Annotated in this window: 14 protein-coding genes; 5 read left to right on the plus strand and 9 right to left on the minus strand. The window is 62.8% G+C overall.

Going from position 1 to position 13,142, the window contains the following annotated elements; translation table 11 throughout:
- Nucleotides 1–711 (plus strand): HAD-IC family P-type ATPase (locus E4P29_RS12085; protein WP_135044981.1); only part of this gene is annotated, 711 nt, incomplete at its 5' end.
- 46 nt (nucleotides 712–757) lie between these two features.
- Here E4P29_RS12085 and E4P29_RS12090 read toward each other — a convergent pair.
- From E4P29_RS12090 to rpsF, 7 genes are all read right to left on the minus strand, one after another.
- Nucleotides 758–1,015: a DUF3297 family protein gene (locus tag E4P29_RS12090; RefSeq protein ID WP_135044983.1), complete on the minus strand. Its 258-nt coding sequence runs from the start codon at nucleotides 1,013–1,015 to the stop codon at nucleotides 758–760.
- A gap of 89 nt (nucleotides 1,016–1,104) precedes the next feature.
- Complete coding sequence (dnaB, locus tag E4P29_RS12095; RefSeq protein WP_027495083.1) at nucleotides 1,105–2,499, minus strand: replicative DNA helicase; 1,395 nt, start codon at nucleotides 2,497–2,499, stop codon at nucleotides 1,105–1,107.
- Between the two features lie 523 nt (nucleotides 2,500–3,022).
- A complete protein-coding gene (locus tag E4P29_RS12100) occupies nucleotides 3,023–5,227 on the minus strand; it encodes a bifunctional SulP family inorganic anion transporter/carbonic anhydrase (protein WP_245154313.1) in 2,205 nt (734 codons plus the stop codon).
- 303 nt (nucleotides 5,228–5,530) lie between these two features.
- Nucleotides 5,531–5,986: a 50S ribosomal protein L9 gene (rplI, locus tag E4P29_RS12105; protein WP_027495081.1), complete on the minus strand. Its 456-nt coding sequence runs from the start codon at nucleotides 5,984–5,986 to the stop codon at nucleotides 5,531–5,533.
- Between the two features lie 15 nt (nucleotides 5,987–6,001).
- Nucleotides 6,002–6,244 carry a 30S ribosomal protein S18 gene (rpsR, locus tag E4P29_RS12110; protein WP_027495080.1) on the minus strand — a complete coding sequence of 81 codons (243 nt, stop codon included), beginning with the start codon at nucleotides 6,242–6,244 and terminating at the stop codon, nucleotides 6,002–6,004.
- A gap of 42 nt (nucleotides 6,245–6,286) precedes the next feature.
- Nucleotides 6,287–6,832, minus strand: coding sequence for a single-stranded DNA-binding protein (locus E4P29_RS12115; protein ID WP_027495079.1), 546 nt, complete (start codon nucleotides 6,830–6,832; stop codon nucleotides 6,287–6,289).
- 57 nt (nucleotides 6,833–6,889) lie between these two features.
- A complete protein-coding gene (gene rpsF / locus E4P29_RS12120; RefSeq protein ID WP_008711385.1) occupies nucleotides 6,890–7,177 on the minus strand; it encodes a 30S ribosomal protein S6 in 288 nt (95 codons plus the stop codon).
- A gap of 161 nt (nucleotides 7,178–7,338) precedes the next feature.
- On the opposite strand from rpsF, the gene E4P29_RS12130 reads away from it, so the two are divergent.
- The 3 genes from E4P29_RS12130 to E4P29_RS12140 all read left to right on the plus strand — a co-directional run bounded on the left by E4P29_RS12130 (nucleotide 7,339) and on the right by E4P29_RS12140 (nucleotide 9,990).
- Entirely contained in the window at nucleotides 7,339–8,742 is a 1,404-nt protein-coding gene (locus E4P29_RS12130) for a hypothetical protein (protein WP_135044987.1), read from the plus strand.
- Between the two features lie 53 nt (nucleotides 8,743–8,795).
- Nucleotides 8,796–9,494, plus strand: coding sequence for a response regulator transcription factor (locus E4P29_RS12135; RefSeq protein ID WP_135044989.1), 699 nt, complete (start codon nucleotides 8,796–8,798; stop codon nucleotides 9,492–9,494).
- A 151-nt stretch (nucleotides 9,495–9,645) separates the two neighbouring features.
- Nucleotides 9,646–9,990, plus strand: a complete 345-nt coding sequence (locus E4P29_RS12140) for a LuxR C-terminal-related transcriptional regulator (protein ID WP_135044991.1) — start codon at nucleotides 9,646–9,648, stop codon at nucleotides 9,988–9,990.
- A 32-nt stretch (nucleotides 9,991–10,022) separates the two neighbouring features.
- On the opposite strand, the gene E4P29_RS12145 is transcribed toward E4P29_RS12140, so the two are convergent.
- Entirely contained in the window at nucleotides 10,023–11,120 is a 1,098-nt protein-coding gene (locus tag E4P29_RS12145) for a DUF475 domain-containing protein (RefSeq protein WP_135044993.1), read from the minus strand.
- A 125-nt stretch (nucleotides 11,121–11,245) separates the two neighbouring features.
- On the minus strand, nucleotides 11,246–11,821 hold the full coding sequence (locus E4P29_RS12150; protein ID WP_027495074.1) for a TerD family protein: 576 nt from the start codon (nucleotides 11,819–11,821) through the stop codon (nucleotides 11,246–11,248).
- Between the two features lie 220 nt (nucleotides 11,822–12,041).
- Between E4P29_RS12150 and E4P29_RS12155 the strand changes: the two genes are divergently transcribed.
- Nucleotides 12,042–13,121 carry a hypothetical protein gene (locus E4P29_RS12155; protein WP_135045419.1) on the plus strand — a complete coding sequence of 360 codons (1,080 nt, stop codon included), beginning with the start codon at nucleotides 12,042–12,044 and terminating at the stop codon, nucleotides 13,119–13,121.
- Nucleotides 13,122–13,142 lie beyond the last annotated feature (21 nt).

Below are 13,142 nucleotides of genomic sequence, written 5' to 3' on the forward strand. Positions count from 1 at the left end.
ACGGTCGCAGACGGACGGACACTGCTCCTGGGCAGTCCATCTCTACTGCGCAGCGAGAACGTCGCGGTGTCCGAGGATGCGCAGCAATGGGTTTCGCGGCTACAGGACGAGGCCGAGACTCCGCTGCTGCTGGCCGTCGACGGCGTACTCGTCGGCTTGATCAGTCTGCGCGACGAGGTCCGTACCAACGCATCCGCCGTTCTGAACGCGCTTCGAGCCGACGGTGTCGAACGCATCATCATGCTCACCGGCGACCACCCGAAGACAGCGGCGGCGGTCGCCGCGGAACTCGGCATCACCGAGTGGCGTGCCGAAGTGATGCCCGACGAAAAGCTCGAAGCAGTCCGCGAACTGCAAGACGCGGGCTACATCGTGGCGATGGTCGGTGACGGTACGAACGATGCCCCTGCTCTCGCCGTCGCCGATATCGGAATCGCAATGGGATTGGCGGGCACCGACGTTGCCGTCGAGACCGCGGACGTGGCACTGGCAAGCGACGACTTGTCGCGTCTGCTCGACGTACGTGACCTCGGCCGGCACTCGGTATCGGTCATCCGTCAGAACTACGGAATGTCCATCGCCGTCAACGCTCTCGGCTTGGCGGTCAGCGCCGGTGGTGCGCTGTCACCAGTGCTGGCGGCAATCCTGCACAACGCCTCGTCCGTCGCGGTGGTCGGCAACAGTTCGCGACTGATCCGTTATCGACTTTGATCAGTAGGTACCGAACGCCAGGGCGAGGTGTTCGGTACCTACTCCGCTACTTCGCGTCGCGGAAGTACGGTTCGACCGTGCCCTTGAGCTTGACGAGCATGGGGTTTCCGTAGCGATCCTTCGCGGTCGGGACCTCGACACGCACCCAACCCTCGGACACGTTGTATTCGCGAATGCTCGTCTTCTCGACTCCGTTGAAGCGGATGCCCACGTCACGGCGAAGAACCTCTTCGCTGTAGAAGCGGCTGCTCGGATCGATCGAGAGATGATTCGGTGGAACGTCTGCGTTCTGGTCCTCGGGCATGATTACTTTCGTCGATGTATTGGGTTGGGTGATGGGGTCTGAACCCCATGAAGAATACGCGACCTAGCGTTGGACCAGCGTCGCTGTCCCTAGCCTCGCGCCATGTCCACGAATCTGGACAGGTGCAGCTGGTGTGCCACAGTGATTGTCGCGGTCGGACCGTTACGGTGCTTGCCGAGGATCAGGTCGGCCTCGCCGCCGCGGGGGTCGTCGCGCTCGATGGCGTCGGGGCGGTGCAGCAGAATCACCATGTCGGCGTCCTGCTCCAGTGAGCCGGACTCACGGAGGTCCGAGACCATCGGCTTCTTGTCGGTTCGCTGCTCGGGACCACGGTTGAGCTGGCAGACCGCGACCACCGGGCATTCGAGTTCCTTGGCCAACAGCTTGAGCTGACGGGAGAAGTCCGAGACCTCCTGCTGACGTGACTCGACCTTCTTGCCGGACGACATCAGCTGAAGGTAGTCCACCACAATGAGTTTCAGACCGTTGCGCTGCTTGAGGCGTCGCGCCTTGGCTCGAATCTCCATCATCGTCAGGTTGGGCGAATCGTCGACGAAGAGCGGTGCTTCGCTGATCTCGCTCATTCGACGGGCCAGCTTGGTCCAGTCGTCGTCGGTCATCTTTCCGGAACGCATGTCACCGAGCTTGATCTTCGCCTCTGCGGACAGCAGACGCATGACGATCTCGGTGCGACTCATCTCCAGAGAGAAGATCACACTGGGCATACCGTGCTTGATGGAGCACGAACGCATGAAATCCATACTTAGGGTCGACTTACCTACGCCAGGTCGAGCCGCCACGATGATCATCTGACCAGGGTGAAGACCGTTGGTGATTTCGTCGAGTTCGGCGAATCCGGTCGGCACACCGAGGGAGATACCGCCACGGCTGGCGATGGAGTCGATTTCGTCCATCGTGGGCTGCAGCAGCTCTTCGAGGGGGAGGAAGTCCTCGGAGGTGCGGCGCTCGGTGACCTCGTACACCTCTGCCTGCGCGCGGTCGACGACCTCGGCGACGTCCTGACCGTCGGCTCCGGCGTAACCGAACTGCACGATGCGAGTACCGGCTTGCACGAGCCGCCGGAGAATGGACTTCTCCGCCACGATCTCGGCGTAGTACCCGGCGTTGGCGGCGGTGGGCGTCGTCTGAGTCAGCGTGATCAGGTACGGCGGACCGCCGATGCGCTTGAGCTCGCCGCGGCGATCCAGCTCGGCCGAGACAGTCACCGGGTCGGCAGGCTCACCGCGGCTGTAGAGATCGAGAATGGCGTCGTAGACGTTCTGGTGTGCCGGCCGGTAGAAGTCGCCTGGACGGAGCACCTCGAGCACGTCGGCGATGGCATCCTTGCTCAGCAGCATGCCGCCCAACACGGACTGTTCGGCGGCCATGTCCTGTGGCGGCTGTCGCCCGAAGTCTTCGCCCGGACCTTCACTGGAGGAGGAGCCGGAGTAGTCGGACTGTCCTCGATCGTCCACAACTGCCACGCGAACCGGCCGTCCTCTCCCCATAGTCCGAGCACGGCCCGGATAACACCCGGACGTGCGGTCAAGCAAGTTCTACCCCCGGGCACCGACAGGTCCTGTTCGGTACCGGATCCGCGCTGCCCGGCACCGTTCGACGGCATCGAGAGAGACGCTGGAGGGACGTTAAGCGGTATCGCCAGGAGTCACAACACAGCCTGTGGATGGATCTGTGGATGAAATGTGGATCATGTTGAACAACGGTGTTGACCGTCTGGGGATAACCTGGGTATAACTTTTGGAGTTTGTGCCATTCCTCCACGTCAAGGCGTGTACATAAAGTTTTTTGCCTGTGCATCGTTCTGGGGGCGGCGTGTCGGCCGAATTGACAACTCGGGCGTGTTGAGTAAATGCCGAGTGAACTCCATGGTGAAGTACGTCACACCGGCTGGAAATTCACACCGAAAAAGTCTTAATGCCGGTTTTCGAGCCGAGGGGCCCGATCCCCGTCGGGAATCGGGCCCTCGTACTTCGCTCGAACAGGCCGTCAGAGATCGGCCTTCTGCGGGCACAGAGCCGGGTCGAGAACCGTGATTTCCTTCGTACCGATCTGCAGCACCCGGGCCGACGGAATGTCGAAGAAGAGGCCGGTGATCCGCAGACGACCCTCCGCGTTCGCCCGTCCCACCACCCGGTGACGGGTCAACGTCTGCAGCTGCACCGCGACATTGACCATCGCCAGCTGATCGGCTTCCCCGAAGCCCAGCTCCGCCGCTTGACGGCCCACCGCGTGCCCACTGCGGAACGCGTCCAGGCTGGCCCGCCCGTGCCCGAGCCACTCCACCACCGACGGATCGGCGGCGTTCTCCGCCCCGCCGAGAATCGCTTTCATGGCACCGCAGCCGGAATGGCCGCACACCACGACCGACGACGTACCCACTTCGTCGACGCCGAAGGCAAGAGCTGCCTCCACCGAGCAATCCTGACCTTGGGTGGGGATCATGTTGCCGACGTTGCGCACGGTGAACAGATCACCCGGGCCGCTGCTGGTGATGGTGTTCGGCATGACGCGAGAGTCGACGCAGCAGAGGAACAGCGTGTCCGGGTCCTGAGACTCGGTCAGACCTTCCAGGTGCGGACGAATGTTGGGGGCATGAGTGCGGTGATATTCGGCCACTCCGCTCAACACCGGACGCAGAGCGGCGGGCGAATCCTCCTGCGTGTCGTCGCTCTTGAGCTGCCACGCCCGCCACGGTGCCAACGAGCTGCGCACGGTGGCAGATCCACGCCGCGGTGGCCCTTCGGTGGCCGCAGCCATCGATGCCGTGCCCACCTCCTCGACCCGCACGGAACCACCGGTCGCTTCGTGTTGGCGAACCCACTCGTTCAACGCGTCGTGGACTGCATGGTCGAGGAAATCGACTCCGAGATGGACGGTGACGGACGTGCCTGCGGGCACCGTGGCCAACACCCGAGTCAGTCGTGGCAGCGCGAGGAAGCTCAGCGAGCCCTCCATCGTCACCCGCCAGGTTCCGTCGACCGTTTCCTCGGCCCGGATCTTCGCCGACACCACGCGTCGCAGAACCAGGATGATCGAGAGCGCCAGGCCGATCAGCACTCCCTCGAGCAGGTTGAGCGCCACGACACCCAGCACCGTGACTGCATAGACAGCGATATCACCGGTCTTGTTCGCGATCTTGATGTCGGCCAGTTTGATGAGCTGCACACCGATCATCACGAGCAAACCGGCGAGCGCCGCGAACGGCACGAGCTCGACGATCGAGATGAACAGCACCGAGAAGATCAGAATCCACACGCCGTGCAGAATCGCCGACGCGCGAGACTTGGCACCGACCTTGACGTTGGTCGCACTACGCACGATGACGCCGGTGATCGGCAGCCCACCGATGGCACCGGAGGCCATGTTGCCCGCACCCTGCGCCATCAATTCGCGGTCGAAGTTGGTGCGCTCGCCGCTGTGCATCTTGTCGACGGCGACAGCGGACAGCAGGCTTTCGACGCTGGCGATCAGCGCGATGGTGATGACACCGGTGGCGAATGCGCCCCACTGACCGTCGGGCATGATCGGGAAGCTCAGAGACTGGATAAGGTTGCCCGGCAACTCGATTCGCTCTACGTCCAGCGAGAAGAAGATCGAGACCGCGGTGGCTGTGACCACTGCAACCAGTGCCGCAGGCACTTTCGAGACCTTGGCCATCACACTGGACACGCCGGCCAGTCGAGGCCACGCGAACATCAGCACGACGACGATGCCGCCGACGACGATGGACGGCCATTGGCCGTCGGCCACGGAACGCGGAATGGCGAGCAGGTTCTGTACCGCGGAGCTCTCGGATTCACCGCCGAGCAGCACGTGAATCTGTTGCAACGCAATGGTTATACCGATGCCGGCGAGCATCGCGTGAACGACCACCGGCGAAATGGCAAGTGCACTACGAGCAATGCGGCTCATACCCAGCAGGACCTGGACGAGGCCGGCCAACACCGTGATGGCACATGTTGTGGCCCAACCGAATTGATTGACCAACTCGGCGACCACCACAGTCAGACCCGCAGCCGGACCACTGACCTGCAACGGCGATCCGCCGAGAATACCGGCGAGAATGCCGCCGACCACAGCTGCGATGAGGCCGGCCATGATGGGAGCGCCGGAGGCGACAGCGATACCGATCGAAAGTGGCACTGCCACAAGGAAAACGACCAGCGAGGCTGGTAGGTCGTACTTGATTATCGACCCGACCCGAGACGGCGGCTCGGATCGGGTCTTCGGACTGGGTTCTGAATCGTGCTCTGCTGTCGTTGTCACGGCAGTTCCTCCGGGCGTCTAGGCGTCAGGTCGGTCGATCGTGTTCCGGCTTGGAATGTCGCCCCCAAGTAAAGGGTACGCAAACCTCGGCCGAAGGTGGAACCGAGAGAGATCCTTCACAATTTGGAAACCGTTGTGACAGTTGAATTTTGTGAGATGGCACGAAAAAACCCCACGAACCGAAGTTCGTGGGGTTTCTTGCAGCCGTTTCGGGCCGAAAGCTGAAAATCAGCTTCCGACGACCTCCAGCTTGAACTTGGCGGTCACGTCGGGATGCAGGTTCACGACGATGTCGTGCTTGCCCGTGCTCTTGACGTGAGCCTTCGGCAGATCGATGCTGCGCTTGTCGACAACCGGTCCACCGGCAGCCTTGAGTGCAGAAGCGACGTCCGACGCGGTGACCGAGCCGAACAGCTTGCCCGAGTCGCCGGCAGTCTTGACAGACAGCGTGACGGACTCGAGGCCCTCGATGGCCTGCTTGAGCTCGTTGGCGTGCTCGAGGCCGCGAACGGCCCGAGCTTCCTGAGCGCGGCGAATGCCGTCGACCTGCTTCTGAGCTCCACGGGTGGCCTGGATGGCCAATCCGCGGGGCAGCAGGAAGTTACGGCCGTAGCCGTCCTTGACCTCTACGGTGTCGCCAGGCGCACCGAGGTTGTCCACATCAGCGGTGAGGATCAGTTTCATACCAATCGCCCCTTTCTATCGAGCCGTCGCGGCGTAAGGCAGCAGTGCTACCTCACGCGAGTTCTTCACGGCAACGGCCACGTCACGCTGATGCTGGACGCAGTTGCCGGTGACACGGCGAGCACGGATCTTTCCGCGATCGCTGACGTACTTACGCAGCAACGTCGTGTCCTTGTAATCGATCGCCGTGTTCTTTTCCTTGCAGAAGGAACACGCCTTCTTCTTGAGCACCTTGTCGCGCAATGGCGGTTTGGGCATGGGTCTTTCTCCGTTACATCTGGTTGTTCTCGATCGAAGGATCTAGAACGGTGGCTCTTCGTCTCCGCCACGTCCGCCGAAGGAGCCCGACGCCGCCGGGGCACTGCCCCAGGGGTCGTCTCCACCGGAACCGGAGTTGGACGAGGAGTTCGAGCGGCCGCCGCCCGATCCGCCGGAGGAACCCGAGCCGGAGTTGAAGCCGCCTCCGCCGCCACCTCCACCGCGATTGGCCTTGTTGACCTTTGCGGTGGCGTAGCGAAGTGAAGGTCCGATCTCGTCGACTTCGAGCTCGACGACTGTCCGCTTCTCACCCTCGCGCGTCTCGTACGAACGCTGCCGCAGCCGTCCGCTCACGATCACTCGTGAGCCTCGGGTCAGGCTCTCGGCAACGTTCTCCGCTGCCTCGCGCCAAATGTTGCAGCGCATGAAGAGCGCGTCGCCGTCTTTCCATTCGTTCGTCTGACGATCGAATGTGCGCGGGGTGGATGCAACCGTGAAGTTGGCAACTGCCGCACCGGCGGGGGTGAATCGAAGTTCTGGATCAGCCGTCAAGTTTCCGATGACGGTGATGACGGTCTCGCCTGCCATGGTTCCTCTTTCAGTAGTAAGCGTTGTGAGTGCCAGCCTAGGGCCGGACACCGACAATTACTTGCCCTGTCGCAGGACCTTCGTACGCAACACGGACTCGTTGAGTCCGAGCTGACGATCCAGCTCGCTGACGGTGGCAGGCTCGGCGTTGAGGTTCACAACGGCGTAGATGCCCTCGGCATGCTTGAGGATCTCGTAAGCCAGACGACGCTTGCCCCATACATCGACCTTGTCGACGGTGCCGCCATCCTTGCGAACGACGTTGAGGAACGTATCGAGCGACGGAGCGACAGTGCGCTCGTCCAGATTGGGGTCGAGAATGACCATCAATTCGTAATGACGCATAAGACCTCATCACCTCCTGTGGACTAGTGAAAACGGCCACGGACTATCCGTGGCAGGAGGGTCGTTGCGTCAGCAACCCCTCGAAGATACACGACAGGGCCCTGACCTGCTAATTCCCTCTGGGCGCACAGTCGGGCATTCGCTCGTCATACTCTTGCACCATGCGATCCGGGGTCCGCGCCAGTCCGACGACGGTTGTCGTGGTCGTCGCGATGGCAGCAATCGGGTTGATTCTGGGATATCTGAACAAGGCCCGCTGCGCCGTCGCACCGTTCGACGAGTCCGGACGCAGCACGGTGTTCGACGTCATCAAGGACTCGTCCGTCTGCTACTCCGACATCCAGTTCCTGTGGCTGGGCCGCGATATCGACAATCACATATTTCCCTACATCCACGGGGCCATCACGAGCGACGGAATCCTCACCGGAGGGACGGTCGAGTATCCGGTTCTGAGCGGTCTGCTGATGTGGCTCGGCGCGATCCCGGCCCACACCGACGCGCAGTTCCTGTTGACCTCGGCACTGATCCTGGCGCCGTTCGGGCTTCTCACCGCCTGGATGCTCGGGCGGATGGCCGGCTGGCCGGCGCTGCTGTGGTCCATCTCCCCACCCCTGGTGATGTATGCCTTCCACAACTGGGAGCTACCGGTCGTCGCCTCTGCGGTAGGTGCGATCTTCGTCATGACATTGCCGATTGCATTGCGGCGCAAGGCAATCGTGGCTTCGGTGCTGCTGGCGATCGGCTTCTGCCTCAAGATCTATCCGGGCGCGTTCGTGCTCCCGCTCATTGCCTATGTCGTCACCGGCGGAACGAACGGTCGAGAAAAACCGGAGACCGTCCGTGGCCGCTACGACATACGCGGCGGGCTGCAGGTCGCGGGAGCCGCGATCGCCACCGTCGTCGCTGTCAACCTGCCGTTCGCCGTCACTGGTTACGAGGGCTGGCGCGCGTCCTTCACCTTCCAGTCGCTGCGCCAGGCGGACCTGACGACCAACTCCATCTGGTACTGGGGGCTGCGCCACCTCTACGTCAACGACCGCATGACGCCCGACGCGTACAACGACGCCGAAGCGTCGTTCCAGAAGGTCGTCGACGTGGCCTCGCCGCTACTGGTGTTCGTCGCGTTCGCGATCGCGCTGTGGCTCGGCTTCCGGCGCGCGAACGTGATCGGCACCTATCCCTGGGTCGCCGTGAGCGGGTCGATGCTGTGCGGCTTCATGCTGCTGCACAAGGTGCACTCACCCCAGTACACGCTGTGGCTGCTCCCATTCCTCGTGTTGCTTCGGATCCCCTGGGGGATCGTCGCCGCGTACTTGATGGTCGATCTGTCGATGGGGATCGGAGTGTTCAAGTACTTCGCTGCACTGGCCTCCGGCGTCGACGCCAACGACGAGGAATTCTTCGTACTCGTCGGAGTCTGGGGGCGAGCGCTGCTGCTGGTGGTGCTGTTCGTGATGTTCGCCCGCGCTCGCCTGCGGTTCGCCCAACCGGGCGAAACCGACTCGGAGTCGGTAACGTCGCCCCGTCCGTCGACGACATCTGTGACGGCATCACCGGGGCACTAGAGCTTCGGGAAACAGGGCGCTGGGGAAACAAGGGCGCAGAGCGGGGCGGGGACATGGCACAGGTGTCGCAATCTCAGGGAAGTACCGAGGACGGCACTGCCGCGGTACGTCGCATCGGTTTGATCGAGGACCACGAATCCGTCGCGCTCGGCCTCAAGGCCATGCTGGCGGACGAACCCGATCTCGATCTCGTGATCATGGCCTCCACCGTGGACGAATTGCTCGCCCACCGAGAGCAGCTCGACCTGGTGGTACTCGATCTGCGCCTCGGCGACGGATCGTCTCCGCGCTCGAACGTGGAACAGTTGCACGCCGCGGGATCACGAGTGCTGATGTACACCGGTGCCGAGAACGCATTCCTGGTTCGGTCCGCTGCACGCGCGGGAGTGCTCGGTGTGGTGCGCAAGTCCGCGCCCGCATCGGCCATCGTGTCTGCGATCCGGCGAGCCGCGAGCGGCGGGCAAGTGGTCACCACGGACTGGGCCGCGGCGATCGACGGCGATCCGCAACTGCCCGACGTCGGTCTGAGCCCACGTCAACGCGAGGTGCTTGCTCTCTACGCGTCGGGCGAGAAGGCAGGACGCGTCGCCCGCCTGGCCGGACTGTCGGAACAGACCGTGAACGACTACCTCGTGCGCATCCGCAACAAATACGCCGAGGCGGGGCGTCCGGCTCCGACCAAAACCGACCTGTACAAACGCGCGGTCGAAGACGGGTGGCTCCCGATGCCCGAGCTCCCCTCGCAGGACTGATGACCGGTTCGAGCGCGATTCATGACTCATCCTCGGAGTTGACGGTTCAAATGCCCATAGAAATCAGGGCAGCGAGTCTGTGATCGACCTGTGAGAATAAGTCGACTCAGGTTTAGACCGTCTCAACCTGCCTCGGCCCTCGGGAGAACTGATGTCCGCACTGCTCGATCCCATGCCCTCGGAACACAGCGACTCCATCTCTGCCGCACCGCTCGCTCGCGGACTGATCAGCCTGGTACCCCCCGCTGAGCAGACGGGCCCGTTCCTGACGCGGCCCGGCCTGACCGATCGTGAAATCGAGGTACTGCTCTGCTGGATTCGCCTCGACTCCAAGACCGAGGTCGCCAAGGCACTGTTTCTGTCGCTGGGAACCGTCAACACCCACCTGACGCGTATCCGCGCGAAATACACGTCCGTCGGACGGTCCGCCCCGACCAAAGCTGCGCTGGTGGCCCGGGCCCTGCAGGACGGACTCGTCGACATCTCGGAGCTGTAAGTCTTCGAGCTGTTGTGGTTCGAGACCGTAGGTCAGACGTGGACTTCGGTGTCCACGCCTTCGCTCTCGAGACGCTTGTTGCGTCGGATGCTGCTGATCAGTGCGGCACCGATGAAGAGGATTCCGACGAAGCCGGTGATCAGTTCGTTGATGTGGACGCCGATCGACACGAGCAAGATCAGGGCCAAGGCACCGATTGCCCAGTGCGCGCCGTGCTCGAGGTACACGTAGTCCGACAGCGTGCCCTTGCGCACGAGGAAGACCGTGATCGAGCGCACGAACATGGCACCGATGAAGCCGAGGCCGAGCGCGATGATGATCGGGTCCGCGGTGATGGCGAAGGCTCCGATGACACCGTCGAACGAGAAGGACGCGTCGAGAACCTCGAGGTAGAGGAACAGGAAGAAGCCGGCCTTGCCGGTCGCCTTCGCCAGTTCGCTCGGGCCGCTGGACGATTCTTCGCCCTCTTCCTCGATGTGGAACAGCTCGCCGAGACCGTTGACGGCAATGTAGGTGATCATGCCGAGCACGCCGGAGACCATGACCGTGGAAATCTTGTCGTCGTCGGCGAGGAATTCAGCGCTCAGGACCAGCAGTAGGCCGGCAACGACAACGGACAGCTGGTCGAGGCGACCGATCCGGGCGAGAGGCTTCTCCAGCCAGCTCAGCCACGTGATCTCACGATCTTCGAAGATGAAGCCGAGGAACAGCATCAGCAGGAACATGCCACCGAAGGCCGCGATCTGCGGATGGGCGTCGGTCAGCAGAGTTTCGTAGCTCGGCGACCCGTCCGGGAAGGTTGCGGCACCGTCGGCGGGCGGGTTGAGCGCCAGGTCGATGGCGGCCACCGGACCGAGGCCCGATGCAGCCCAGACGATGACCAGCGGGAACAGCAACCGCATGCCGAACACCGCGATGACGATGCCGATGGTGAGGAAGATCTTCTGCCAGAACTCGCTCATTCGTCGCAGCACGGTGGCGTTGATGACGGCGTTGTCGAAGGACAGGGACACCTCGAGGACACCGAGGATGAGGACGAGAATCATCGCCTCAAGTCCGCCGTACAAGAAGGCCACGATGACGGACACGATGGTGACCGCAATCGACCAGCCGAAGATTCTCATAACCACGTCAGTGGCCTTTCTGACTAGGAGCAGAGCCCGCAGGCGCGACCAAGTTGGGGGACAAAACGGAAAAACCCCCGCCCATCATGAATGACGAGGCGGGGGTATCCCCAATCTTGGGAGTGTCTTTACTAGACGTTTACTCCGAAGTCTCGAGCGATGCCTGCGAGTCCGGACGCGTAGCCCTGACCGACCGCACGGAACTTCCACTCCGCGCCGTTGCGGTACAGCTCGCCGAAGACCATCGCGGTCTCTGTCGAGGCATCCTCGCTGAGGTCGTAGCGAGCGAGCTCGGAGTTGTCGGCCTGGTTGATGACGCGAATGAACGCATTACGCACCTGACCGAACGACTGCGAGCGTGCGTCCGCGTCGTAGATCGACACGGGGAACGTGATGGTCTCGATCTCCGGCGGCACAGCGGCGAGATCGACCTTGATCTGCTCGTCGTCTCCGTCGCCTTCACCGGTGGTGTTGTCCCCGGTGTGCTCGATCGAGCCGTCGGGAGACTTCAAGTTGTTGAAGAACACGAAGTGCCCGTCGCTCAGGGCCTTCTTCGTCGAGTTCAATGCGATGGCGCTGGCATCGAGGTCGAAGTCGGTGCCCGTCGTCGTGCGGATGTCCCAACCGAGGCCGACCACGACCGCGGTCAGGTTCGGTGCTGCCTTGGTGAGCGAGACATTGCCACCCTTGCTGAGGCTGACGCCCATTGAGAGGTCCTTTCGCAATTGGTTTCCCGTTACGGGTACAACCGTAGTGGGAATGTCCGGTTTCTGGACGTACTCGACCAACGAGCGCGGTGATGCGGAGGTTCCCGTCGGTAGTATCGAACAGGTGACAAGTCGCTGGCCTGGGGTGTTTCGCCGAGGTTCCGAATCGGACGCCGCCGCGCGTCGTTCCCAGGACGCCGCTGTCGCCGCCTTTCTCGACATGGACAAGCGACAGTCCATCGCGTCCGCCGGCGTCGAGGCATCCACCGCGCTGCGTCCGGAGGACGGACTCGCCCGCCGATGGGTCGACACCGAAAAGCTGTGCTTCGACGCCGGAGCAGCGTATCTCGCTGCCGTCGAACAGTTCGACGGAATCACCACGGCCACCGCCAGGTCGGCATTCGACAACGCGACGCGGTTGCTGCACGACGCCAGCGTCGCCGTCGATCGTTTCTACGAGGCACATCGTGGCGCTCTCGAGCACGCCTCGGCACAATTCGCGGCCACACCGCGCCTGGTGCAGGACGCACTGGCCGAGGCGGACGCTGCGCGGTCCACCGTCGACGAGCAGTACGCCGCCTATCCATCACTACGGCAGGCCTGGAACGAACTGGACTCCGCCACAACACAATTGCATAATGTTCGACGGGATCCGCTGCGAGCGCGAGAGCAGGCCGCCGTCGTCCGTGACAGGTCCACTGCGTTGCGCGAGGCGGTTCGCTCGGCTCCCGGACGCCAGCAGGAGGCCCGAACCGCACTGGTCTCGGTGCGGACCCGAATCGAAGCCGTACGAACGAGATCCGAGGGAATCGCGCCGGCGTTCTCGAGCCTGCTTCGCGAATTCAATGCCAAGAGCTCGGCAGATCTATCGCACAACGAACGATCGAGCACACGCCACATCGAGCAGGCCGACGAGGATCTACGAGCGGCACGTTCGGCGCTCGACACGGGCAACCCCGAGCAGGCCTTGGATCTCGTCGCCCAGGCCCGGTCGCACCTGACCGATGCCGAGCACCTGGTCGATGCCGTAACCGATCGTGTTCGTCTGCTGCGCGCAGTCAAAGCCGATCCGAGCGAGACCGAGAACAAGGTCCGGTTCAAACTTCGTGACGCTCAACAACTCGCGATCAATCGCGGTCTGGTTGCCGAATGGGGCTCGGTGTTGGATGCTCAGCTCGCCCGGATCGACAGGGCGAGCAACGCACTGACGGGTACCCATCCCGACTACTGGTCATATCTGCAGGATCTGGCTACCATTTCGGACTTCATCGCAGGCGTGATCGAACGCATGCGCAGCTAGCACCGACCGCATTCACACGAA

Source organism: Rhodococcus sp. 1R11 (genome assembly GCF_004563845.1).
Classification (GTDB): Bacteria; Actinomycetota; Actinomycetes; order Mycobacteriales; family Mycobacteriaceae; genus Rhodococcoides.

What these genes read in the sequence shown, in the direction of transcription:
- E4P29_RS12090 (WP_135044983.1), bottom strand. Translation starts at nt 1,015, where the DNA reads ATGCCCGAGGACCAGAACGCAGACGTTCCACCGAATCATCTCTCGATC.
- rplI (WP_027495081.1), bottom strand. Translation starts at nt 5,986, where the DNA reads ATGAAACTGATCCTCACCGCTGATGTGGACAACCTCGGTGCGCCTGGC.
- rpsR (WP_027495080.1), bottom strand. Translation starts at nt 6,244, where the DNA reads ATGCCCAAACCGCCATTGCGCGACAAGGTGCTCAAGAAGAAGGCGTGT.
- E4P29_RS12115 (WP_027495079.1), bottom strand. Translation starts at nt 6,832, where the DNA reads ATGGCAGGCGAGACCGTCATCACCGTCATCGGAAACTTGACGGCTGAT.
- rpsF (WP_008711385.1), bottom strand. Translation starts at nt 7,177, where the DNA reads ATGCGTCATTACGAATTGATGGTCATTCTCGACCCCAATCTGGACGAG.
- E4P29_RS12130 (WP_135044987.1), top strand. Translation starts at nt 7,339, where the DNA reads ATGCGATCCGGGGTCCGCGCCAGTCCGACGACGGTTGTCGTGGTCGTC.
- E4P29_RS12135 (WP_135044989.1), top strand. Translation starts at nt 8,796, where the DNA reads ATGGCACAGGTGTCGCAATCTCAGGGAAGTACCGAGGACGGCACTGCC.
- E4P29_RS12140 (WP_135044991.1), top strand. Translation starts at nt 9,646, where the DNA reads ATGTCCGCACTGCTCGATCCCATGCCCTCGGAACACAGCGACTCCATC.
- E4P29_RS12150 (WP_027495074.1), bottom strand. Translation starts at nt 11,821, where the DNA reads ATGGGCGTCAGCCTCAGCAAGGGTGGCAATGTCTCGCTCACCAAGGCA.
- E4P29_RS12155 (WP_135045419.1), top strand. Translation starts at nt 12,042, where the DNA reads ATGGACAAGCGACAGTCCATCGCGTCCGCCGGCGTCGAGGCATCCACC.